We start from the raw sequence: 23,729 nt of genomic DNA on the forward strand, positions 1-23,729 counted from the left end.
CAACAATTCTATTAAATGGACATCCGCCCGGTTTTAAAAAGAACGTAAAAGACACCGCCAACATGACCAGCCAACTAGAAACCGACATAGCACGCGATGCGCCTCCGAGAGCGGCGCACCCACCACGCGGCGAAACGCCTTCCCAGCACGGCGGTCCGGCCGGCAAGCGCTCGCTTGGCCCGCTGCCGTACGTCGTGGCAGCGACCTTCTTCATGGAGTACCTCGACACGACCATCATCGCGACGGCTTTGCCGCAGATGGCGCACGCCTTTGCGATAAGTCCGAACGCGCTGAGCCTCGGCATGAGCGCCTATATGATCGCGCTGGCCATCTTCATTCCGGCCAGCGGCTGGGTGGCCGATCGCTTCGGGTCGCGCAGCGTCTTTTTTTCCGCGATCGTTACGTTCACGATCGCCTCCGTCCTGTGCGGGCTTTCGCAAAACGTCGTCGAGTTCACGGCGGCGCGTGTGCTGCAGGGCATGGGCGGTGCGCTGATGGTGCCCGTCGGCCGCCTGATCGTCGTGCGCAGCACCGAAAAAAGCCGCCTCATGCAAGCGATCTCGACGATCACCTGGCCCGGCATCGTGGCGCCCGTCATCGGCCCGCCGCTCGGCGGATTCATCACCACCTACGCGTCATGGCGCTGGATCTTTCTGTTGAACGTACCGGTTTGTCTTGCTGTGCTATGCGCGGTCTTTGCGTGGGTACCGAATCTTCGCGGCGAACAGCGCAAGCCGCTCGATCTCGTGGGCCTGGCTCTGAGCGGATTGACGCTCACCGCGATCCTGTATGGTGCGGATTGGGCGAGCCAGCCCGGGACGAACCCGCTCGTCGGACTGTCGCTCGTCGCAGTGGGCGTGGCCGTCGGCGTCCTTGCGTTTCGGCACGCACGGAAGCATCGACATCCGTTGATCGATATTTCGACGCTGAAAATCCCCACGTTTTCGGTCACGGTCGTCACCGGCTCGATCACGCGGATCGGCATCGGCGCGGTGCCCTACCTCATGCCGCTGCTGTTTCAGATCGGCTTCGGGCTGTCGGCCTTTCAATCCGGTTTGCTGCTGCTCGCGAGCGCGGTCGGCAATCTCGGCATGAAGGCGCTCACCACGTCGATCTTGCAACGCTTCGGGTTCAAGCGCGTGGCGATCATCGATTGCACGATCTGCGCAGCGGCGACGATCGCATGCGGGCTGCTGACGCCCGCCGTTCCGCTCGCGTGGACGCTGTTCGTCGTCCTTGTGTACGGGATCACGCGCTCGATGCAGTTCTCCACGATGGCGACGCTCGCTTACGCGGATGTACCTTCGCCGCAAATGAGCGCGGCCAATACGCTATGGAATGCGGGCGCGCAAATGGCCACCGGGCTCGGCATCGCGTTCGGCGCACTGGCGTTGCGCGCCGCCGCGGCACTGAACGGCGAGATGGCCTCCCACCCGTTCACGCTCGGCGATTTCCGTCTAGCGTTTCTGAGCGCGGGCCTCTTGACCCTCGTCTCGATCGGCGGATACGTCGGCTTGGCGAGCAATGCGGGCGACAAGCTTCGTACCGCTCACTGATTCGAACCGGAACCTGCCGCACGTGCCGACCCATGTGCCGGCGATTTCGCCGGCCGCTCGTGTGCCGCCTGTTTGACGGGCGAACCGGGAGGCGCACCAGCGGGTGCGGCGGCGGTACGCGCCGTCGCGCCGCGCACTTCGAAACGCACGGTAGCGACGCTCGCGCCCTGCGCATCCGCGAGTTCGAGTACGTGATGCCCCGGCCACGGCAACCACAGCACGCGCTCGTCATGCCCGAGCGGCTTGCCGTCCAAACGCCACTCGGTGCGTGTCGAGGCCCCGCCCGCGCGCTCGAATACGATGCGTTGGCGGGCCGCGGGAATGTCCGGGTCCAGCGCAAATACCGTCCCGTCCGTGGGCGAGCCGATGCCCGGGGCCGCGCTTGCGACGTTTTGCGCATGGGGCGGCGCGTAGGCCGTCGCACGTGCCGATGCGCCGTTCGCATCCGCCGCGAGGTGCACCGTCGGCATCTCGGTGCCCTTGAGGAACCACTCGTTGCGCGCGGGCTCGACGTTCCCGTCGAACGCGACCCGCGTTTCGACGACACCGGGCGGCATCGCGGGCGGCACGCTCGGCACGTGTCGATGCAGATACTCGACGATGGATGCCCAGATCGGCGACGCCCCCGTCACGCCCGAGACGTCCCACATCGCGTCGCCTTCCGCATTGCCCACCCATACGCCAACCGTGTAGCGCGACGTGAAACCGATCGTCCAGTTGTCGCGCATATCGTTGCTCGTACCCGTCTTCACCGCCGAGAAAAAGCGCGTGGCCAGCGGGCTGTCGAAGCCGAAGGTGCGCGTTCTGGCATTGTTGTCGGATAGGACGGTCGTAATGATGTACGTGGCTGCGGCACTGAATACGCGGTGCGAGGCATTCGCATCGGCATGGCCAGCCGTACCGGCCGGGCGCGGCAGATCGTGCGTCGCGGTGGCGACGCCGCCGTTGGCCAACGCGCGGTAAGCATTCGTCAGCGACAGCAGCGTGATGTCCGGGCTGCCCAGCGCAAGCGAATAGCCGTAGTAATCGCCGTTTTGCGCAAGCGGCAAACCGAGGGCCTTCAACGTTTTCGCGAATCGGTGCGGCGTTACGAGCACGACCGTGCGCACCGCGGGCACGTTCAGCGAAGAGCCTAGTGCCGTGCGCACGCTGACCCAGCCCTTGAAATCCTTGTCGTAATTCTGCGGAATATAGAGCCCGCCGCCGGCCTGGAGATCCAGCGGAGCATCGTCGAGCAGCGATGCCGTCGTCAGGCGCCGCTCGTCGATGGCTTGCGCGTAGAGGAACGGCTTGAGCGTCGAACCTGGCTGTCGGCGTGCCAGCACCGCATCGACTTCGCCGGCACTCGACAGGCCGCCCGACGAACCCACCCAGGCAAGGACGTCGCCCGTCGCGTTGTCGAGCACGACCACGGCGCCGTCATGCACGTTGCGCGCATGCGCCGGGGCGTTCAGCTCCGCTAGCGTGCGCCTGAGCGTATCGGTCGCGAACCGTTGCAGCTTCGCGTCGAGCGTCGTGACCACGCGCGTGCCGGCCGTGGGATGCGTCTCGGCCGCGATACGTCGCGCGAAATGCGGTGCCAGCGATTCGGGGTCGGGCGAGACGGTCAAAATCGCCGGCGCGGGCCGCGCGAAGGCCAGTTGAACGTAGCTGTCGAGGTTTTCGCATCGTTCAGGGGCCTTCATGTCGCGCAAGATGCGACAGGCTCGTTCGCTCACCTTCTCGTACGATGCATTCGGCGCGCGGATCAACGCGGCCGCGATCGCCGACTCGCGCTCGTCGAGCCCCGACGGCGCCTTGCCGAATAGCGTCAGCGACAATGCCGACAGGCCGATGGTTTCCCCGCGGAACGGCACCAGATTCAGATAGGCTTCGAGAATCTGGTCCTTGCGCCACGACCGCTCGAGCCAAAGCGCACTGACCGCTTGGCCCGCCTTCTCCACGATCGACCGCCGCCCCGACCGTTCGTCGCTTAGGAGTCCTGTCAATTGCATCGTGACGGTGGAGGCGCCGCGCGTGCGCGTATTCCACAGGTTGGCCCAAGCCGCTGCCGCCGCGCCGTGCCAATCCACGCCACTGTGGGCATAAAAACGCTTGTCTTCGGAGACGACGATTGCCTCGCGCAACGCCGGCGAGACATCGGCGAGCGCGATCCAATCCCCGCGACGTTCCCGTTTGTCGATGCGCGTACGTTCGAGCGGGACGCCGTCGCGCGAAAGCAGCACCCAATCCGAACTGCGCCACTCGTCTCGAACTTGCGCGAACGTCGGCAGCGCGTGAGCGCACGGCGCCGCCGCGAACAGCACCGCGCAGAGCACGGCGCGCACCTGCACCGCGCCTCGCTTCGATTGCATCTGCACTCCTTCCTATTGCTTCGTCGCCGCCGGCATTTGCACGACGATATTCGCATTCGGCAATACGCCGTACGTCGACGGGGCATACATTGCCTCGACGCGCGTCGGCGGCAAGCCGAACGAACCCGCATTGTTCAACCGGATCGTATATTCGATCGACAGTTTGCCCTTCGGCAAGAAGTCGTAGTACGCGCGATATCCGTCGAAGCTACGCTCGACGAAGGTCGGCCATGCGCCGTCGTCCGACTTCTCGCCCGCGGTCGCCGCCTGCGAATCGCGGCCGAGCCCCGAGCCGAGAATCGTCGCGCCCGCCGGCACCGGATCGTCCACAACGACCCACGTCATGTCCGATTGCGCATCGATATCGAGGTGAACGCGCACGATGTCGCCGCGCGTATAAGCGCCCTTCACCGCCGGCTCGATCGGCGTGATCGTCTTCGTGATTCGGTACCCGGCCGAGAACGGCGCCTTGAGGGCCACCGCGGCCAGGCTCTCGATCGTGGCCCACGGTTTGCCGGTGCCTTGCTGCGTGAGCGTCAACGGAACCGGCCCGCTACGCGTCTCGCTCGGCCACGGCAGCAGCTCGCTGCGCGTGTTCGCCGTCTTCGTCACCGGGGTAGCCGACGCGGCGCTCGGGCTAGTCGCCGCCGGTTGGCTCCATGAGACCGTCTTCGACGTCGCCCCGAAATCGAGCTTCGTCTGCCCGGTCACGGGCGTACTCTCGAACGTGTGCGAGAACGCCGCCACAGCCAATTCGCCCCAGAGATTGGAGGTGGTCGTCGACCACGCGCCGTCGGTTTGCAACGCCAGCAAGCCGGCGACGAGACGCGGCATCTCCTCCTTCCAGCCCGGCACATCGACGAACGTCAACAGCGTGCGCGCCGCATTCGATTCCGAATCGGTCATCAGCCACCACAGATCGTCGCCCTCGGCCGTCGAGAACGTCAAACGCGTGCCTTGATACGTCAAGCGAGCACGGATGATCTGCTCCGTCTGCGCCAGCTTCGCGTCTCGTTCGGGGATGTCCTTCACGCGCGCGAGGATCGAGTAGTAGTCGAGCACCGCGGAGGTCGGCCATTGGTTCGGCGCGATCGCGATCGATTCGAGCATGCTCGGACGCGCGGCGCCGTAGCGCGACAACGCCTCGATCGCGGCAAGCTTGCGCAAGTCCAGATCTTGGCGCGGCGCCCAGACCTTGCGCGTAAGCTTGCCCTCGACGAAATTCACGAGACCGCCTTCGAGCTTGGCGCGCAAATCGTCGGGCAGCGCGAAGCGCGCATCGACCTTCGCGGCTTCGTCCGTGACCGAGAGCAAGTATGCGGACAGCGTCGTGCTGCCCGTATTGCCGCTGTCGTCGCTCGGCGGGAAATAGTTCGCCAGGCCGTCATGGTCGAGATACACGGGCATGCGTGCGAGCACCGCTTGCCATTGCGCCACGTCGTTCATCCCCAGCGCGCGCGAGCTCAGCTGCTCGAGGCAGCCGAAGGGGTAATGCGCGAACCAGCGGCGCACGCCCGGCAAACCGTCGGACAGCTTCGGCTGCAGCGACACCGCGATGCCGCCGCGCACCGTGCCGGCCTGCGTGGCCGTCGCATTCGCCGGCGCGGCCACGGGCAACGCATACGACCCGTCGACTTGCACGATCGTCGCTTGTTGGACAGTCACAGGCACGGCCGCGGCCACGCGCTGCACGACCTTGAGCGCGTCGCTGGCATGCGACCCGCCTTGCTCGGCCGCCGCAACGCTCCACGGCAACGCCGGCGGCGTCGCATCCGACAAACCATCCGGCGGAGTCACCGTCCACGCGAGTTCGCGCGCCGAATCGGCTGCAATCTCGACCGTTTGCGGCTGCAGCGGCACGCCGGGCACGTTCGGTGTGACGACGACTTTCATCGCCCGCGCCGTCGTATTGCGCACCGTGAACTGCGCCCGGAATCGATCGCCTTCGCGCACGAGCGGCGGCAGCCCGGAGATCAGTTGCAGATCCTGCGTGCTGCGGATCGTCGTGCTGCCGGTGCCGAAGGTGCCGTCGCCCACCGCCGCGATGGCGACGATGCGGAAGCTAGTCAGCGAATCGTTCAGCGGGACGTCGACCGTCGCTTCGCCGTTCGCGTCGAGCGTCACACGCGGATTCCACAGCAACAGTGTGTCGAACAACTCGCGCGTGGGGCTATGCCCGCCCCCGCCGCCGGCCGGCACGGCCTTGCGCCCGAAATGCCGGCGCCCGACGATTTCCATTTGCGCCGTCGATGTCTCCACGCCATAGGCCCGCTGTTGCAGCATCGCATCGAGCAGGTCCCAACTGTCGTTCGGAAGCAATTCCAGCAACGCCTCGTCCACGGCCGCCAAGGCGATTTGCGTGCCCGCCGGCGCGCTCTTGCCGTTCGGCATCTGCACGCGCAACTTGACGTGCGCCTTGCCCCGCACCGTATAGGTCTTCGCATCGGGCGCCACCGTCACGCCGAGCTTGTGGTCCGCCGTGCCCACCTTGATCTGCGCCAACCCATAGCGATAGGCCGGCTTGGAGAGATCGACAAGCGGAGTGGGCGCCTCGTAGTGCCGGCCTTCGTACCAGAACGCTCGCACCCATTCGAGCGGCGCCTTCCATCCCCAAGTGAAGAACGAGTACCACGGGACCTCGTGAATCCGCCCGCGCAAGGCCAACACCGAGACATAGACGTTCGGCCCCCAGCCCGGCTCCACCTTTAGAGAAACCGTCGGATCCTTGCCGTCCAGCTTCACGACGTGCGTTTCGATGACGCCCTCGCGCTCCACCGCTACCAGCGCGGTGGCGAAGCGGAACGGCATGCGAACTTGGAAACGCGCCGTCTCGCCGGGTTGATAGGCGGATTTTTCGGGCAATACGTCGATGCGGTCGGTGTCCTCGCCGCCGAACCAGAGTTCGTCCTCGCGCGTGACCCACACGGAAGTCGCGGCCGTCGATGGGTTACCGTCGCCGTCCTTTGCCGTTACGACCAAGTCGACATTGCCGGCTTCCTTGAGCTTCGCGTCGCAGCGCAACAGCCCATGATCGTCGCTCTTGCCGCTGCAAAGCGTCCCGAGGTCCTTCGTTTCGGTACGGTTGTCGTAGGCATAGAAGCCGCCGACCATCCGCTTGCGCGTCGAGATCGTGATGCGGGCGACTCCTCGCACCTCGAGCGGTACCCCCGCGCGCGGCTTGCCTTGCAAGTCCACCGCGAGCGCTTGGACCGGTACCGTATGGCCGACCGACACCCATTGCCCCGACTTCACGCCCGCCACGACGGCCGACGGCCACAGCGTCGCGTTGCCGCCGATCGTCTGCACTTCGCCGTTAGGATCGGCGAAGGTCGCTTCGAGTTGAAGCCGCTTCGGCGCATCGACGTGCGGCAAGTCTTTCAGCACGACGGCGCCGGACCCGTTGCGATCGAGCGTCACGGGCACTTTGTCGGCGATCAGCTTGGACGAATCGCTGTCGGCCTGCTGTTCCGTCTGCGCTTCGTCGTCGGAAGGCGACGAAGTGGCCCCGTCTTTCGGCTTCACGTACGGTTCGAAGCTGAAATCGGAATAGGTATCGGCGAACGAGGGCGACGCCGTCGTCATCAATGCCGAGACCTGCACCGGCAAGCTTGCGGCGCCGCCGCCGGACGTGTAGTCGATCTGCAGCGCGAGCGGCGCTTGGCTTGCCGCGACGAGCGGATGCGCCTTCTCGTCGCGCACGCCGATGCTGCCTTTGAATACCGGCAAGCGGAATGCTTCGACGCGGAAGCTGCCCGAGTCGTAGCTGTGGGCCGGCGAATCGTCCGCGTCGGCGCTGTCGCTGCTCGATGCCGAGCTGCCGGGCTTGCCGTCGTCGAGCGAGACGTCGTACTCGCCAAGCTTGGCGGAGGCAGGAATCGCAAACGTCGAATCGGCCGTGTGATCCGCCGCCCAGGTCAGCGGGAAATGCCAGGTTTGCCCACTGCCGAGATGGCGAATCGTCAAACGCGTCGGATAGGTTTTCGGAAAAGCGAGCCCGTGCAGCGTCTCGACGCGCAAGAAGTGCTTCATCGAAACCGTCTCACCGGCACGCAGCAGCGTCCGATCGAAGACGGTATGCGCGCGAACCGTCTTGTCCTCGCTCGTATCGGTCGGCACATTGAAGCGCCACGATTCGATGCCGCGATTCCAATCCGAGCGGACGAACGCCATATCGGGGCCGGTCTTCGGATCGTCGACGCGTGCCGAGACGAAGATGCCGTAGAAGCCGTTGTCGCGGCACGTGGACGGCGAAGCGAGATGTCCGTCGATCGTCAGCAGGCCGTGCGCATCGGTTTTCCCCGACGCGAGTTGCGTGCCGTTGCAATCGCTCGCGCGCACGGCCGCATTCGGCACCGGTTCGCCCTTGTCGAGCGTCGTGACCCACACGAGGCTATTCTCGCGCCCGAGTTTCAGATGAACGCCGAGGTTCGTGACAAGCACCGCCGTGCGCACGTACATCGGCGCCTTCTTGCCGAGCAACGAAGCGCCGAGCGCGGGCGACGACAGCTCGATCACATAAAAGCCGGGCTTGGCGATCGGCACCCCGACCACCTCGAACGGGCGCAACGTCTTCGGATCGGCCTTCGGCAGCGTCAGCGCTTGCACGCCCGGCTGGCCCGCGAGCAGCGACAACGAACGCACGTCGATCGCCGGATCCTTCGCTTCTTGCTGCGTGGCGCCGTCGACAGGCACGATCACCGGATGCGGGTTGTGCCGCAGCAGCCCAGGCGAATGCTTCTCGATCTCGCTGCGCCTTAGCGTATAAGCGTCGAATAATTCGACGTCGTGCATCCAGCGCACGATGTTCTCGTCGGCATCGACGCGCAGCGTGGTGAATTTGGACGTGCCCGCATTGAGGCCCTGAATGTGCAAGTCGGCCTCGACGTTGCGCAGGGTCACGGGCACGAGCGCGGGCATGCCCGGTTCGGCGAAGCGCTCGATGATGCCGAACGTCCCCGACGAAAACTTCGCGAGCGGCGGCAGCGCCGCCGTGGCGGTCTTCAGCGGGAACAGATCGGCATTCGCGAGCGCTCGCCCGCTGACGTCCTTCAAATTCGACGGCAGCACGATCGTCAGGTCGGCGCGTTCGGGCAAGGGCGCGGCGAATTCGACCTTGTCCGTTTGCGGATCTTTATCGTCATCGGAGAAGGTCGGCTTGATCTTGCCGTCCGGACCCTCGATGCGGATCTTTTCGGCATCCTCGCGCGAGATCGGCGCGTTGAACTGAAGCCGCAACGGAAGCAACGGCGTGCATGGGGCCTTGGCGTTTTCGCGTTCGCAGGAGAACTCGACCGAAAACGGATCGCGCACGGAAAAGTTAAAGCGCCGCTCGACGTCGTTCGCAATGCCGCTCGGGCTGGCCACGCCTTTGCCATAAACGAGCTGCGCCTTGGTTCCGGAAGGCAACGCCTGCTGGCACTGAAGCGTCAGCACACGCGCCGCTTCCTTTTGCAGATCGAAGCGCTTGAGCAGCGCCTTGCGCGTATCGGCGTCCACATCCTGAATCGGGATACGGTTACCGAGCGCACTCGATTCGCACCAAACGTGCGAGAGGACCGAGGCATCCGTGGCCGGCCCGTTCAGACGCAACACGAACGCTTGATGCTCCTCGATCGTCGTGTCGTCCGGCTCGATGCTTTCGACGAACGGGCCGCCCGTTTGGAACGCATAATGCGTCGGGCCGGCCAAGGCCGTGCCCGCGGACGATTTCAGTCCGCCTTTTAAATCGACAGAACAGGCCACCCCCGGCGGGAGATCGGAGGTGAAATCCCAAGCCCAGGTTTTATTGTCGATCCAGCGCGATTGGCCCGCGCTGGCGTGGGGGTCGCTGCATTTGACCGCGGCGGGCGCCGCCAGATTGGGCGCGCCGAAGGCAACCATCGATTCGTCGAACTTCACGACGACCTGACGAACCTGCGTCACGGTGCCTTGCGGCGAGACCTGCACGATGCGCGCGGCGTCGGCACGCCATGTGGTTGCCGCCAACACACCCAACGCCGCAACGGCTGCGGCACCCCATTTGATTGTTCGTTCAATCGTGCCGCGTCGCATGGCGCACGCTCCCAGAATTAATTGTTCTTACAAATTTGGGGGCGATTCTAACCGACTTGGGCGACAGTTCGTATAAAGAACCGATAACGGTTCGCCAATATTAGGAATCCGTCGAGTATGCACGCCGGGCCATCCGCGTCGCGACATGGTAAAGCCCCGCGCTGGCCAACGCAGCCAGCGCGCCAACCGCCGCGAGCGACCAGGCGAGCCCCGAGGCTCCCGCCGCGAACCGGTCGGCAAGCACGCCGACGGCAAACGGGCCCAGGCCGCCCGCGACCGTATTCGTCAGGAATACGAGAATGGCGATCGCGCGCCCCCGCATCCGATTGGGCAGGGCCACTTGCACAGGGACCGGGGCCAGTGCCATGACGATGCTGGCAGCGAATGCACACAGGCCATACGAAATCAGCGCCGCCCGAAGATCGCCGAGCAACGGCGCCGCCACCGCCAACGGCACCGCCGCGCACGCCGCGAACGTGGCGATACTCAGCGTCTTGACGAGCGTATTCTTATCCGTCGCCCGTGCTGCCAGCGCGCTGGCGCTCATGACGCCCGCCATGCCCCCGATCATATAGATCGGGCCGGCCATGCGCCCCACCTCGCCCGCCCCGAGCGCGAACTTGCGCATCAACAATGTCGGAAACCAAGCGGAAGTCGCATAGAACAACAAAATCAATGCGGTGTAGCCCAGGAAATAGGGAATGCAAAAGCGATGCGTCACCGTCAGTTCGCGCAACACCGCCATCATGCTCGGCGTATCGTCGAGATCGCCATTCGCCCGATCGGCGCCATGCGTGTCGGCCGGGCGGGCGATATCTCGACGGCGTTCGGGTTCGCGGATCGTCGCGGCGACAAGCGCGGCGAGCAGCAAGCCCGGCAAACCGACGGCGACGAATGCCAACTGCCACGGGGCGAGCCCCAACCCGACGAATACCTGCCCCCGGCTCGAGTGCGCTGTCCACTCCAGCAGTGTGCCGCCGCCGACGAGCGCCACCCCGCCGCCGATATACGGCCCGAGCATGAACGCGCTCGTCGCCCGAGAGACTTTGCGTGGCGCAAAGAGATCGCTGAAAATCGACAATGCCGCGGGGCTCAGCGCTGCCTCCGACATCGCCGTGCCCGCGCGCCAGAACAACAGCTCCGCGAACGTATGGGCCGTCGCGCACATCGCGGTCGATACCGCCCAGATCGCCACGCATATCGCAATGAGTCTCACTCGGTTCGATCGATCGACGAGCTTGGCGACGAACACGCCCGCCGTCGCATAGCAGAGCGTGAAGGCCAAGCCCTGCAGCAAGCCGATCCGAGCGTCGGACAAGTGCAGCGCGGCTTCGAGCGGCTGCACCAAGATGCTGACGATCTGTCGATCGACGTAGGAGAAAACGAAACAAAGGAAGAACACGAAAACGACATACGCACTGCGCGGTGCGGCTATCGGCAAAGGGGGGCTCAACGTCGTGTTCGACACGCTGGGAAGGGGGGCCATCGCGATGTCTCCGTGATTGTCTTTGTCTTTTTATCGAACTCGGCTATGCCCAGTTCGCCTCGCTCGCCAACAACGCAATGCAATCGCCGGGTTCGACGCCGGTATACGAACGAATGCACACGACCATTCCCTCGGATTCGAACCGCAACAGTTGCGGCGGCTGCCAAGGCGCATGAGGATCGAAGAGCCGCCCCGCAGGCTGGCCCGCTTGGACGCGATCGCCCAATTGGAACATCGGCTCGAATACGCCGTGCGCGGGCGCGAACAGGTAGTGCTTCGCGCCGCTCACGCGGACAAGACGCGTACCGCTACTGTGCGGGACCTCGGGCGCATCCGTCAGTCCAGCCGCATGCAGCAACCGCGCCAACCCATGCTCGACGATCGACAACCCTTGCACATTGCACGTACCGAAGCCGCCGAACTCGCCGCACACGAATAGCTTGCCGTGCCGTTCGACCGCCGCGCCATAGGTGCGATCCTCGCCCAACAGGTCCATGAGCATCGTGTGCGGCGCACCAAAGGCATCGATCAGACGAATGTACTCGTCATGCCGGCGCACATCGGCAGGGAGCGCGGCGAGCACCATCGGCAGATGATTGAACGACGCGCCGCCCGCGTGAAGATCGACCACGATATCGGCGATCGGAAAGAGTTCGGTGTCGGCGTAGTGCGCAATCATTTCGGAGACCGACCCATTGCGGTTCCCCGGAAAGATCCGATTCAAATTGAGCCCGTCGATCGGCGAAGTACGCTTGCCCTGTAAAAACGCCGGGAAATTGAGCGCGGGAATGACGATCAAACGTCCGCGTATCGACATATTCGGCAAGCGCTGCAGCAGCTTCATCAGTGCCAGCGGACCTTCGAACTCGTCGCCGTGATTGCCGCCCGTCAGCAGTACCGTGGGGCCAGGCGAGCCGTTCAGCACGGCGACGGGAATCGGGATGCGGCCGTACGCGGAACGGTCGTGCGAGTAAGGCACATTGAGCGTACCGACTTGCAAACCAGGCCGATCGAAATCGACAGTGGATTGAATCAAGCTGCGCGGCTGGGCGGTCATGAGCGTCTCCTGGAAATCGGGCATGCGTTGCACTGCCCTGTCGAACACGACTATCGGCGAGGCCGCTCGATATTTCCAATGCCGAAGCATGTCCAGCTCGATGCCCGATCGGCATCGGACCGAGCGATGCCGATTAGGCATCGATAACGGCATCGAAACGCATTGGACGGCATCTTCGAAATCCGGCACAGTATCGTCACGTGCCGAGGCATCCAAGCGGATGCGAGCGGCCTGCCTTGGGAGCCAGTCATGTCGATCCAGTCCACCACTTATCGAGTCGGCGCGGCCACTGTCACACGCGTGACCGAGCAAACGTTCGGTATCGATGCCGCCCGCCTCTTCCCCGACCTCGATCCGTCGGTATGGCAAGCGAATGCGTCCTGGCTCGTGCCGGACCACGCGGAGCCGACGCTCGCCAGCGCCCAGTTGAGCGTGCACACGTGGGTCGTTCGCCACAATGGCCGCATCATCCTCGTCGACACCGCGTGCGGCAACGGCAAGGATCGGCCCTTCGGTGCGATCTTCCATCAGCTCGATACGCCTTATCTGGCGCGCCTGGCCGCAGCCGGCGTGCAGCCCGAGGAGGTCGACGTCGTGCTCATTACCCATCTGCACGTCGATCACGTGGGTTGGAATACGCGCCTCGTCGACGGCGAGTGGGTCCCCACGTTTCCGAACGCCCGCTACGTGTTCGCGCGCGCCGAACGCGCGTACTACGACACGCCCGCCGCGGCGAATCGAATGATGGTGTTCGAAGACAGCGTACTGCCCGTCATCCGCGCCGGCTTAGCCGACGAAATCGACGACGAGGGCGGGGAGTATCTGCCCGGCATCCGCTTTATTCCCACGCCGGGCCACTGCGTCGGCCATATGTCGATCGAGATCGCGTCCGAAGGCTCGCGTGCCTTGTTCTGGGGCGATGTCGTTCATCATCCGATCCAGGTACTTCGGCCCGAATGGAGTTCGTCCTTCTGCGCCGACCGCGATCGAGCCGCGGTGTCGCGCCGCCGCATCTTCGAGTACGCCGCCGATCATGACGTCGACGTGTTCACGTCGCATTTCTCGGGATCGTCGGCGGGACGAATCGAACGCGATGGGAAAGGCGGCTTCGTTTGGCGGTTCGCTTAAGCGCGGGAGCGCGCGCCAGATCGGCTACGAGCGGCCGGAGGGCCTTAGAATGCAGCCAACCTCCTTTCTAACGGAACTGCCGCCATGCTAGAGAGCGTCGGCGAATCGCTCGACACCGGCCCGAGCAGCGCATACGTCGAACTGCGCCATTTGCGTTACTTCATCGCCGTGGCGGAATCGGGCAGCTTTCGCTTGGCTTCGGAGCGCATCAACATTACGCAGCCTGCGATCACGCGGCAGATTCACGACTTGGAGTCGGTGCTCGGCGCGACGCTCTTGAAGCGCACCGTGCGCGGCGTCGAGCTGACACCCGTCGGCGAGGTCTATTTGCGCGAGGCGCGCAAGGCGCTGGCGGCCGTGTACGCCGCCTCGACCGCGGTCAAACGCTTCGTGAACGGCGAAGCGGGCCGCCTCCGGCTAGGCGTCAACGACAACGCGAGTTGGGAAGGGCCCGTACCGGACGCGCTGCGTTCGCTGCAACGCGATTATCCCGACTTGGCGATTCAAGTGTCGTCGCTCAATACGCCGCAGCAGTACGAAGCGCTGCTCGCGGGGGCGCTGGACGGCGGCTTCGTATACACGTTCGGCGACACGCCAGCCGGCATCCGCACGATCGTGCTGGCCCAACACGAGGTGGTCTTGGCGGTGCCGAACGATTGGGCATTGGCCAAGCGCCGTTCGGTTTCGCCGAGCGAGCTGCGCGACGTGCCGATCGTGGCGTTCCCTCGGGCGGTGTACCCCGCTTACTACGACACGCTGATCGCGGCATGCCGCGAAGGCGGCTTGACGCTGCGCGTTACGCAAGAAGAGCATACGGAATCGGCCATCCTCTCGCTTGTGTCGGCGGGTATCGGCGCCGCGCTCGTCAATTCGGCGAACCGTTCGCGCGCCCCCGTGCGGGTGACGTTCGTTCCGGTGAAGCCGTTTGGGGTCCGGTTACCGCTTTCGTTCGCCTATCTGCCGCAAAACGAGAATCCGGCGCTCGCGCGGTTGATCCGTGTGCTCGAGGCCGGGCGCGGCGGCGTTAGGTAAGCTGCCTTGACACCCCCGTCCCAACCGGGGTATTTATGGCGGCACGGAATCAGCCCCTATGGAATTGGAGTAGACCCGTATGAATGGCCTCGACCCGGGCACCGAACAGGCTGCACGCCGATTTTTAAGTTTGATTTCGAGTCGCTACGAAATGGCTGGCGCCATTGTCTACGGCAGCCGTGCGCGCGGAACTCATCGCCCGGACAGCGATGTCGACGTCGCGGTACTGTTGCGCGGTCAGCACCAGCGCTTCCTGGCTGCGAAGCTCGATATGGCCGATGTCGCGTTCGATGTTTTGCTCGAAACCGGTATCCTTATTTCGCCGCTTCCGATTTGGCTGGACGAATGGGAGCACCCCGAGAACTACTCCAACCCTGCCTTGCTTCGCAATATCGACCGCGAGGGAGTTCGCCTTTGAGCCAGCTCCCATTTGCACCGGAAGCGCTGATGTCGAAAGCGGCCACGGCATGTCGCTCAGCACGCGCGTTACTCGACCTCGGCGATATGGACGGCGCGGTAAATCGAGCCTATTACGGGATGTTCGACGCCGCACGCGCGGCACTGCTGTCGTCGGATGCACCGGTCCGACCCGATATCGGCCGTACGCATAGCGGTCTAATCGCGGCATTCGGTAATCATCTTGTGAAGAGCGGTCGTGTATCGAAGGATGTGGGACGCCTGCTCAATCGAGCCCATGAAGCCCGCTTGGTGGCCGACTATAACGGGCAATCCGTCGAGTACGACGAAGCAAAGGAGATCGTGGAACAAGCCGAACTCTTCGTGGAGAGCATGCGGGCTAGCTTCATGCCCCCAGAAGAATAGGTGGACGACTAATCCGCGACGCGCGTAACCCCGCGACGTGACCCGCCCGCCCTCCACGTTTCACCTCACGCTGAACCGTGACGGGACACCCGCGTCGTACACTGCCTCGACCTAACCGTCACCGAGGCACCTATGACGCAGTCCTATCCGGCCCATCCCGCCGATCCGCTGCAAGCCGTCACCCACCCGGATCCCTACCCGTACTACGCGACGCTGCGTCAACGCCCGCCTCTCGTGCGCGACGACACCCTGAAACTCTGGATTGCCGCACGCGCGTCGACCGTGCGCGTCGTGCTCGAAGACGAAAGGCTGACAGTGCGCCCCGCCAGCGAACCCGTGCCGCGCACGATTGCCGGCGAACCTGCCGGCGCGGTGTTCGGCCAACTCGCTCGGATGAACGAAGGCGAGCCGCATCGCGTCGCGCGCCGCGCGCTGATCGCAGGGCTCGGCTCGGTAGACGTCGAACACGTGTTCCGATCGGCTCACGCGCGTGCGGCCGAGGCCATCGCTCGCACCGAGGCAAGCGACCAGCGGTTGCTCGAGGTATTGGCATTCGCCCTGCCGGTGCAGCTGATCGCGTCGCTCGTCGGCCTGCCGGCGGATGACGGGCTCGAAGCCACGGTACGGCAATTCGTAGCCTGCCTGTCCCCCTTGTCGAACGCGCAAGCCCTATACGACGCGCACGACGCGGCGTCGCGGCTGCAAGCGCAATTGCACACGCTGACGCAAGACGACACGCGCGTGTCGGCACTGGTGGAACGCATCGTGGCAGGCGGTCTCGAGCGAGGCACGGCGACACCCAACGTGCTCGTATCGAACTTGCTGGGGTTGTTTTCGCAAACGTTCGAAGCGACGGCCGGCCTTGTCGGCAACAGCATCGTCACGCTAACCCGACACGCGCGGACAGCGACGCACCTGCGCGAATCGCCTACCGCCATCCATGCATTCGTGCGGGAAGTGGCTCGCTTCGATCCCGCCGTTCACAACACGCGCCGCTTCGTACGCGAACCGGTGCGTATCGAAGGCGTCGACCTGCAGTCCGGCGATGTCGTACTCGTCTTGCTGGCCGCCGCCAGTCGCGACGAAGCCGCGTTCGAAGACGCGGAGCATTTCATGCCCGCACGCGCACAGCAACCGCTCCCAGGCTTCGGCGCCGCGCGCCACGCGTGCCCGGGCGAATCGATCGCGCTGGCGATCACAGCCGGCATCGTCCAAGCGATCGTCGAAAGCGGATTCGATTTCGACGATCCCGCGCTGCAGTGGAGCTACCGACCTTCGTTGAACGGCCGAATCCCGCACTTCGCTTTTAGCGATCGAGGGCGTCCGTGATCGCCGTCGTCGACCTATCGACCCGCGGTCGAGTCAACCGCGTCGTCCTCGGTGCGAGCGAGCGCCTCTATCCCGGCGAAATCCAGCGCCTCGAGGCGGCGACGAAACTCGGCTAGAAACGCTTCGTAGCCAGGTTCCTTGCCGACGGCGTGCCCCCATCGTTCGAGATCGGTCAAGCGCCCGTCTCTTGCCAGCGCGGCCATGTGCCGACGATCGGGTTCGGGTGGAACGGCGAAACGGCGCATACCGCTGCGGCGTAGCCGGCCCTCGCCGGATACCCCCAAGGACGAGTACGGCACCTGCTCGAATGCGTGCCCTTCCGTGGCATCCGCAACCGGCGCGACGATCTCGAACGAGAACGACGTGCCGCGCCCCGGTTCGCTCTGCACGCGCAATTCGCCGCCCATCGTACCGACGATACGTTGCGCGATGAACAAGCCGAGACCCGTGGCGCCGTTCACCGTTTGCATTTGCCGAAGGGCGGAAAACAGATTTGCCTGACGGTCGATATCGATCCCGATGCCCGTATCGGCGACTTCGAATCCCAGATGCCAATGGCCTTCCCGCACGCGCGCACGCACGGTCATCATGACGACGCCCTCACGCGTGAATTTCGACGCGTTCGACAACAGATTGAGCAGCACCTGCTGCAACCGCCGTCCATCGAGCGTCAGCCGGCGCGGCAACGAAGTCAACGGCTGATAGAAGAACCGGTTGTTCAGTTGTGCGCACAACGCGACCGAATATTCGGCGATGTCGTTCAAGAGCGCAGGCAGATCGGTGACGGCCGGCGAGATATCGAGCGGCGCGAGTTCGGACTTCGCATAGCCGACCAATTCGTCGATGAGGCCGAGCTGATAGCTCACGCTCCGCTCGATCGCGAGGATCAGCGACGCCTGCTTCGAATCGGCCCGCTCTTGCAGCAGCTTGGCATAGCTTGCAATCGTCGCCAGCGGCGCGCGCAGATCGTGACTGACGAAGCCGAGCGTCTCGACCTTTTGCCGGTTCTTCTCTTGCGCATCGGCCAAGGCCTCGTTCAACTCGAACGTACGCCGCGCTACTTCGTCGCGCAGTCGTTCCTGCTCGCTCGTTTGCCATTCGGCGAGGGCTTCTCGAGCCTCCTGCCGCTGCTTGCCGACATGGTTGATCCATGCCGCCAGTACCACAAGATTCGTGGCCAACCCGGTGATCGAGACGATCGGGTTCGGATGGATGTCGGAATTGAGCCAATCTGGGCCCGCCTTGAGCCATCCGAACGTTTCGATCAAGTGCAGCGCGAAGTTGAACAACCCGAAGCTGACCGTCACGAGCATGAGCCGCGCCGTAGGCGTAGCCCGGCGCGAGAGCGCAACGGCAATGCAGACTTCGACGATCCCCACCGCGGCGCTGATATAAAGGGCGGCTTGATCGAAGAAATAAACGCTGCCGAACGCCGCACCGGCTGCCGAGATACCCTCCAGGACCGCCAAACCCAGTAAAATTCGGCGCGCGGGGACGTTGGTTCGCTCTCCTCGCGCGATGCGCAGAATGAAGAGAAGGAACAGCACCGCGCTGATACAACCGAACACCGGAATACTGCGCACGCTCCATTGGACGGCATGCGGCCACAGATAGAGTTTGGTGTAGCCGCGAATCGCGGCTTCGTACAGTGCAGTCGTGACGCAAAGCGCGGCCAGTACGAGGAATGCCGTGCTGCGAGAGAAGTACGCTACGAGCAGCGCGCACCAGCCGAGCGCTAACATACCGCCGATCAACACGCCGCCCCACAGTGCGTCGCGCCGCTCCAGCGCAGCAAAATCGGCTGATGTGCGCAGCGTCGGCTCCAGCGTAAGCGCGGTATCGCCCGCCACTCGGATCAGCACGGAGACCTGCTCGCCGGGTGCTAGCGTGAGCCGAATCAGCGGGTAGCGCGACAACGAAGAGCCGGTCGCCGCACCCGAAGTCGAATCGGCCCTATCGTGCACCCACTGACGGCCATGCCCCAGGTAGAAATCCACGTATTCCAAGCGCGGCTCGGGCAACGCAAGCACATAGATGGCTGCCGCCGCGCCGCGATTGCGCACGACCGCGCGCAGCCACCAGGCCGAACGGGAGAAACCCGGCTTCGTCCCGCTCGCGCCGAGCGGGACGAAGCCGCCCGAGCGCCCCGTCGGCAACGAGAGGATGTCGTCGAGCCGCATCCGCGCCGACACGTCTTCGAATACTTGAACCTGCTCGAGCGCCGCCGGCACCGGCACTGGCCTCATCGATTGCTCGGCGCGATCGGGCGCGACCGCGAACGCCTCGACCGCCCACCCGGTCCGGCACAGCGCCAAGCCAAGGCCCAGACATAGCAAGAGTAACCAGCGACCGAGCGAGTTCGTCACGGTGCGGTCACTGGGGATCGACATAACGCTGCTCGCTTTGCCCAGCGTCGGGCGCGCCTAGTTCGCCGCCTTGCTGCCCCGCCTGCCGATAAGCGGACGGACTGATTGCGAACCGCTCCCGAAACGCCGTGGCGAAATTCGCGGCACTCGAGAAGCCGATCTCTTCGGCGATATGCGCGATGCTCAGCGGCGTGCCGGTCAGCAGTTGCTGAGCGATCCGCAGGCGTTCGCCCCGGAGATATTCGAATACCGTCTGCCCCAATTCCTCCCGGAATGCGCGCGATAACCGCTTTTCATGGGTACCGAGCAGCCGGGCCAGCTCTTCGACCGTGGGCGGCGCGCTCAAGCGCGCAGACAGATGCCGGACCGCGGCGCGGACAATGGCACCATTGCCGGTCGTATCCGGGGCGCCCGTGCTAGCCGCCCGATCTTGCCGGCCGCCTGCGCGGCTCAGGTGAACACGAATCCGCGCCAGCACTTCGGCCGGCTCGAACGGCTTCGATACATAGTCGACCGCGCCGATGTCCAAGCCTTCCAGCCGCTCGTGCAGTTCATCGGCGGCAGTCAAAAAAATGATCGGAATCGTTCGGGTAGCCGGCGTGTCCGCCAGCAGGCGGCACGCCGCGAACCCATCCATGCGCGGCATCCGAACGTCCATCACGATCAAATCGGGCGCAATCGCCAAGGCGCGCTGGTACGCCTGCGCCCCATCGAACGCAATGCTGATCCGGCACCCAGCCTGGCGCAGCACGTCGATCAGCAAGCGCAACTGATCGGGCTGATCGTCGACGACGAGGATGTGCGCATCGTCAAGGACTGAGCGGCTGTGCAGCATGGGGGATCGTTGCAAATCGGATACGGCATTTTGCCAGGGAATTCCCTAATTCGTACTTTTTCCGCCGATCAAACGCATTTGGCGCTCCGTCAAAGGCCAATTGTGACGTTGCGTTACAACAATGCGCCCGAATACCGGTAAACCCGGTATTCGGATCGGCGAGCTGGCCGATGGCGGTCGGCCAGCGAATCGAGGCCGCGCCGCGGTTGCGCGATCGGCTGGGCGATACGAATTCGGGGGAGAAGAAGCGATGACCACAAACGGACGAAGCCAGGCACTCGGACCGGCCGCGGATGCGCGACGGATCGTGCGGGGGCTTGGGGAGCAGACAGCACGAGCCGGCGCGCATCCGCGCGCGACGCTCTTCAGGTCGCGCACGTGGGTAGCCCTATTGGCAGCGTTTCTGCTGCTGCCGGCCGGGCAGGCGTCTACCGAGAACTATGCCGCTGCATACGGCGATTACGGCGCCGCCAGCATCGACGGGGGCGCGCTCCCCGCGACGGCGAGCGCGCACGGCACCCAGTTCAACGAAGCGTTCGGCCTGAATGCGATGGCCAAGGGTGGGGCGGCATCGCCGTCTCCCTTTCGTTGATCGCGGATACCTCTGCCCGAAAAACGATTGCGGTAGGCATCGGTTCGTGCCGCAATTCAAGCCAGCGCGCGGCCCCATTCGATTTTTCCGCGCGAGCTGGCCGGAAAATCAAAGCACGCAGGCGCGCGAGGAAGACCCCCGAGGGTGTTGCGACCGGCAACGAGACGCGTTGCTCGTGGTCGCGGGGGTGCGAGGATAGCCAGGCGCGCTATCCCCGCCATGTGCAATAGATAGAAAAAATCGTTCGTTCGCGGCGTATCTGCGCATCACTACACTGGGCTCGTCTTGTCATAACAAGCCCAGTATGTCCGCCACCGCCCTCGTTCATCTATCGCCGCAGCCGCTGTACGCGAAAATCAAGGACGCGCTGCGAGCGCGCATCTTAGATGGTACGTACGCGCCGCACAGCCAAATGCCGTCGGAGCACGAGCTATGCGCCGCGTTCGGCGTCAGCCGGATTACGGTTCGCCAGGCGCTCGGCGATCTACAAAAGGAAGGGCTGATTTTTCGCTTGCACGGCAAAGGCACGTTCGTCGCCAAACCCAAGGCATTCCAGAACGTGACGTCGCTGCAAGGATTCGCCGAAGCGATGTCGTCCATGGGATACGAGATCGTGAATCAGCTGCGCCGGTTTCGGGTGGTGAAAGCCGATCGCCGTCAGGCCTCGCGTCTCCAATTGCCCGAAGGCACCCCCTTGGTCGAAATTCATCGCGTACGACGACTCAATCGGGAACCCGTCTCGCTCGAGTGCACGTGGATACCTGAATCGATCGGCAAGCGGTTGGCAAGCGCGGACCTCGCCACGCGCGACATTTTCCTGATCCTTGAAAACGACTGCGGCGTGCCGCTCGGTCATGCCGATGTGACCGTGGACGCCATTCTCGCCGACGACGAGATCGTCGCGGCGCTGGGCACCGAAGAAGGCGGCCCTGTCCTGCGCATCGAACGCCTCACGCACGATACGACGGGCCGCCCTGTCGACTACGAATTCCTCTATTTCCGCGGCGATGCGTTCCAGTACCGGCTACGTATCGACCGAGACAAACCGAACCCGCACACCAGGACTCAGTCATGACAACCGAAGTGCTCGAATACGACATCGTCGTGGTCGGCGGCGGCACCGCCGGGCCGATGGCGGCCATCAAGGCCAAAGAGCGTAACCCCCATCTCAAGGTTCTGCTGCTCGAAAAGGCCAACGTCAAACGCAGCGGCGCGATTTCGATGGGCATGGACGGTCTGAACAACGCGATCGTTCCGGGGCACGCCACGCCCGAGCAATACACGCGCGAAATCACGATCGCAAACGATGGGATCGTCGACCAAAGCACAGTCCACGCCTATGCGATGCACAGCTTTAAGACGATCGAACAACTCGATCGCTGGGGCGTCAAGTTCGAGAAGGACGGCAATGGCGACTTCGCGGTCAAGAAGGTTCACCACATGGGTGCCTATGTTTTGCCGATGCCTGAAGGTCACGACATCAAAAAGATTCTCTATCGCCAATTGAAGCGCGGGCGCATCGAGATCACGAACCGGATCGTCGTTACGCGCGTGCTGACCGACGCACAAGGCCATGCGGCCGGCGTCCTGGGCTTCGATTGCCGGACGGCACAGTTCTATGCGATTCGAGCCAAGGCCGTCATCCTGTGCTGCGGCGCCGCAGGCCGCCTAGGGCTGCCGGCCTCGGGTTATCTGATGGGCACGTACGAGAACCCGACCAACGCCGGCGACGGTTACGCGATGGCTTATCACGCGGGCGCTGCACTCGCCAATCTGGAGTGCTTTCAGATCAACCCGTTGATCAAGGACTACAACGGCCCCGCTTGCGCCTACGTGACGGGCCCGCTGGGCGGCTTCACGGCGAACGGCAAAGGCGAGCGATTCATCGAGTGCGATTACTGGAGCGGCCAAATGATGTGGGAGTTCTATCAAGAACTCCAAGGCGGCAACGGCCCCGTCTTTCTGAAACTCGATCATTTGGCCGAAGAAACGATTCAAACGATCGAGCAGATCTTGCATACGAACGAACGTCCGAGCCGCGGCCGCTTCCATGCGGGCCGCGGTACCGACTATCGCACGCAGATGGTGGAAATGCACATTTCCGAGATCGGCTTTTGCAGCGGCCACAGTGCGTCGGGCGTTCATGTGAATACGGATGCGCGCACCACGGTTCCAGGCCTTTACGCGGCCGGCGACATGGCCGCTGTTCCGCACAACTACATGCTCGGTGCGTTCACTTACGGCTGGTTCGCCGGCGAGCATGCCGCGCAGTATGTCGCCGGCCGCGAGCACGCACGGTTAGATACCGGCCAGGTGCAGGCCGAACGCACGCGCGCACTGGCACCGCTTGAGCGCGAACGCGGGTTGGCGCCGGCTCAAGTCGAGTACAAGCTGCGCCGGTTCGTCAACGATTACCTACAGCCGCCGAAAGTCACACGCAAGATGGAAATCGGCCTGCAGCGATTCGCCGAAATTGCCGAGGACATCGCGGCGATCAAAGCGCACAACCCGCATGAACTGATGCGCGCGGCCGAAGTCAGCGTCATCCGCGATTGTGCGGAGATGGCCGCACGTGCCTCGCTGTTTCGCACCGAGAGCCGCTGGGGGCTGTACCACCATCGGGTCGATTATCCCGATCGCAACGATGCCGAGTGGTTCTGCCACACGCATCTCTTCAAAGATGCCAACGGCGACATGGCCAGCGAGAAGCGCGCCGTCGAGCCGTATATCGTACCGCTCGCGCAAAGCGAGCGCGGCGCCTACGACGCATTGCGCATCCGCGAGCGAACCGCGGTTGCGGAAACGGTTTGAGCGAGATCGAACGCAAGGAGCTTCCGACTATGTCCTACACACCGCACGACATCTTTCAGCGCAGCAGCGCGCCCGTGACGATCGACGAATCGCGATGCATCGCGGATAAGGGTTGCACCGTTTGCGTCGATGTCTGCCCGCTGGATCTGCTCGCCATCGACCTGACGAAAGGCAAGGCGTACATGCAGTTCGACGAATGCTGGTATTGCATGCCGTGCGAGCGCGACTGTCCGACCGGCGCCGTGAAGGTCGACATTCCGTATCTGCTGCGTTGAGCGAACCACCATCTTTCGACTCGCCCCTATCGTTT

General features: G+C 64.2%; 16 protein-coding genes. 10 read left to right on the plus strand and 6 right to left on the minus strand.

Annotation, left to right across the window (positions count from 1 at the left end; translation table 11 throughout):
• The first annotated feature begins 62 nt into the window (after positions 1-62).
• Positions 63-1,556: a DHA2 family efflux MFS transporter permease subunit gene (locus ACTHN9_RS09000; protein ID WP_440536411.1), complete on the plus strand. Its 1,494-nt coding sequence runs from the start codon at positions 63-65 to the stop codon at positions 1,554-1,556.
• On the opposite strand, the gene pbpC is transcribed toward ACTHN9_RS09000, so the two are convergent.
• From pbpC to ACTHN9_RS09020, 4 genes are all read right to left on the minus strand, one after another.
• Entirely contained in the window at positions 1,550-3,910 is a 2,361-nt protein-coding gene (gene pbpC, locus ACTHN9_RS09005; RefSeq protein WP_440536412.1) for a penicillin-binding protein 1C, read from the minus strand. The two genes, ACTHN9_RS09000 and pbpC, sit on opposite strands and share 7 nt — an antisense overlap.
• A gap of 12 nt (positions 3,911-3,922) precedes the next feature.
• Complete coding sequence (locus ACTHN9_RS09010; protein ID WP_440536413.1) at positions 3,923-9,961, minus strand: alpha-2-macroglobulin family protein; 6,039 nt, start codon at positions 9,959-9,961, stop codon at positions 3,923-3,925.
• A gap of 100 nt (positions 9,962-10,061) precedes the next feature.
• Positions 10,062-11,447 (minus strand): MFS transporter, encoded by a 1,386-nt coding sequence (locus tag ACTHN9_RS09015; protein WP_440536414.1) that lies wholly within the window; start codon positions 11,445-11,447, stop codon positions 10,062-10,064.
• Between the two features lie 43 nt (positions 11,448-11,490).
• Positions 11,491-12,504 carry a succinylglutamate desuccinylase/aspartoacylase family protein gene (locus ACTHN9_RS09020; protein WP_440536415.1) on the minus strand — a complete coding sequence of 338 codons (1,014 nt, stop codon included), beginning with the start codon at positions 12,502-12,504 and terminating at the stop codon, positions 11,491-11,493.
• Positions 12,505-12,666: 162 nt separating this feature from the next.
• Between ACTHN9_RS09020 and ACTHN9_RS09025 the strand changes: the two genes are divergently transcribed.
• From ACTHN9_RS09025 to ACTHN9_RS09045, 5 genes are all read left to right on the plus strand, one after another.
• Positions 12,667-13,632 (plus strand): MBL fold metallo-hydrolase, encoded by a 966-nt coding sequence (locus ACTHN9_RS09025; protein WP_440536416.1) that lies wholly within the window; start codon positions 12,667-12,669, stop codon positions 13,630-13,632.
• 84 nt (positions 13,633-13,716) lie between these two features.
• On the plus strand, positions 13,717-14,664 hold the full coding sequence (locus tag ACTHN9_RS09030; RefSeq protein ID WP_440536417.1) for a LysR family transcriptional regulator: 948 nt from the start codon (positions 13,717-13,719) through the stop codon (positions 14,662-14,664).
• A 79-nt stretch (positions 14,665-14,743) separates the two neighbouring features.
• Positions 14,744-15,082: a nucleotidyltransferase domain-containing protein gene (locus tag ACTHN9_RS09035; protein WP_440536418.1), complete on the plus strand. Its 339-nt coding sequence runs from the start codon at positions 14,744-14,746 to the stop codon at positions 15,080-15,082.
• The gene (locus ACTHN9_RS09040; RefSeq protein WP_440536419.1) at positions 15,079-15,486 is read left to right on the plus strand and encodes a HEPN domain-containing protein; all 408 of its coding nucleotides are present in this window, start codon (positions 15,079-15,081) and stop codon (positions 15,484-15,486) included. The genes ACTHN9_RS09035 and ACTHN9_RS09040 overlap by 4 nt, the downstream gene beginning before the upstream one ends.
• Before the next feature lie 132 nt (positions 15,487-15,618).
• Positions 15,619-16,815: a cytochrome P450 gene (locus ACTHN9_RS09045; RefSeq protein ID WP_440536420.1), complete on the plus strand. Its 1,197-nt coding sequence runs from the start codon at positions 15,619-15,621 to the stop codon at positions 16,813-16,815.
• 14 nt (positions 16,816-16,829) lie between these two features.
• On the opposite strand, the gene ACTHN9_RS09050 is transcribed toward ACTHN9_RS09045, so the two are convergent.
• Positions 16,830-19,205, minus strand: a complete 2,376-nt coding sequence (locus ACTHN9_RS09050) for a sensor histidine kinase (RefSeq protein WP_440536421.1) — start codon at positions 19,203-19,205, stop codon at positions 16,830-16,832.
• A complete protein-coding gene (locus ACTHN9_RS09055; RefSeq protein WP_440536422.1) occupies positions 19,189-20,016 on the minus strand; it encodes a response regulator in 828 nt (275 codons plus the stop codon). Before ACTHN9_RS09055 ends, ACTHN9_RS09050 begins: the two co-directional genes overlap by 17 nt.
• A 250-nt stretch (positions 20,017-20,266) precedes the next feature.
• Here ACTHN9_RS09055 and ACTHN9_RS09060 point away from each other — a divergent pair, with 250 nt between their 5' ends.
• The 4 genes from ACTHN9_RS09060 (at position 20,267) to ACTHN9_RS09075 (ending at position 23,694) form a co-directional block, all read left to right on the plus strand.
• A complete protein-coding gene (locus tag ACTHN9_RS09060; RefSeq protein ID WP_440536423.1) occupies positions 20,267-20,608 on the plus strand; it encodes a hypothetical protein in 342 nt (113 codons plus the stop codon).
• A gap of 304 nt (positions 20,609-20,912) precedes the next feature.
• Positions 20,913-21,683 carry a GntR family transcriptional regulator gene (locus ACTHN9_RS09065; protein WP_440536424.1) on the plus strand — a complete coding sequence of 257 codons (771 nt, stop codon included), beginning with the start codon at positions 20,913-20,915 and terminating at the stop codon, positions 21,681-21,683.
• On the plus strand, positions 21,680-23,419 hold the full coding sequence (locus tag ACTHN9_RS09070; protein ID WP_440536425.1) for a fumarate reductase/succinate dehydrogenase flavoprotein subunit: 1,740 nt from the start codon (positions 21,680-21,682) through the stop codon (positions 23,417-23,419). The genes ACTHN9_RS09065 and ACTHN9_RS09070 overlap by 4 nt, the downstream gene beginning before the upstream one ends.
• 29 nt (positions 23,420-23,448) lie before the next feature.
• On the plus strand, positions 23,449-23,694 hold the full coding sequence (locus ACTHN9_RS09075; protein ID WP_440536426.1) for a 4Fe-4S dicluster domain-containing protein: 246 nt from the start codon (positions 23,449-23,451) through the stop codon (positions 23,692-23,694).
• The last annotated feature ends 35 nt before the right edge of the window (positions 23,695-23,729 follow it).

This window comes from Trinickia sp., from assembly GCF_051953405.1.
Taxonomy (GTDB): Bacteria; Pseudomonadota; Gammaproteobacteria; order Burkholderiales; family Burkholderiaceae; genus Trinickia.

Coding starts and splice junctions, on each gene's coding strand:
- ACTHN9_RS09075 (WP_440536426.1), top strand. CDS start 23,449: ATGTCCTACACACCGCACGACATCTTTCAGCGCAGCAGCGCGCCCGTG.
- ACTHN9_RS09055 (WP_440536422.1), bottom strand. CDS start 20,016: ATGCTGCACAGCCGCTCAGTCCTTGACGATGCGCACATCCTCGTCGTC.
- ACTHN9_RS09065 (WP_440536424.1), top strand. CDS start 20,913: ATGTCCGCCACCGCCCTCGTTCATCTATCGCCGCAGCCGCTGTACGCG.
- ACTHN9_RS09060 (WP_440536423.1), top strand. CDS start 20,267: ATGACCACAAACGGACGAAGCCAGGCACTCGGACCGGCCGCGGATGCG.
- ACTHN9_RS09020 (WP_440536415.1), bottom strand. CDS start 12,504: ATGACCGCCCAGCCGCGCAGCTTGATTCAATCCACTGTCGATTTCGAT.
- ACTHN9_RS09045 (WP_440536420.1), top strand. CDS start 15,619: ATGACGCAGTCCTATCCGGCCCATCCCGCCGATCCGCTGCAAGCCGTC.
- ACTHN9_RS09015 (WP_440536414.1), bottom strand. CDS start 11,447: ATGGCCCCCCTTCCCAGCGTGTCGAACACGACGTTGAGCCCCCCTTTG.
- pbpC (WP_440536412.1), bottom strand. CDS start 3,910: ATGCAATCGAAGCGAGGCGCGGTGCAGGTGCGCGCCGTGCTCTGCGCG.
- ACTHN9_RS09010 (WP_440536413.1), bottom strand. CDS start 9,961: ATGCGACGCGGCACGATTGAACGAACAATCAAATGGGGTGCCGCAGCC.
- ACTHN9_RS09050 (WP_440536421.1), bottom strand. CDS start 19,205: ATGTCGATCCCCAGTGACCGCACCGTGACGAACTCGCTCGGTCGCTGG.
- ACTHN9_RS09070 (WP_440536425.1), top strand. CDS start 21,680: ATGACAACCGAAGTGCTCGAATACGACATCGTCGTGGTCGGCGGCGGC.
- ACTHN9_RS09035 (WP_440536418.1), top strand. CDS start 14,744: ATGAATGGCCTCGACCCGGGCACCGAACAGGCTGCACGCCGATTTTTA.
- ACTHN9_RS09000 (WP_440536411.1), top strand. CDS start 63: ATGACCAGCCAACTAGAAACCGACATAGCACGCGATGCGCCTCCGAGA.
- ACTHN9_RS09030 (WP_440536417.1), top strand. CDS start 13,717: ATGCTAGAGAGCGTCGGCGAATCGCTCGACACCGGCCCGAGCAGCGCA.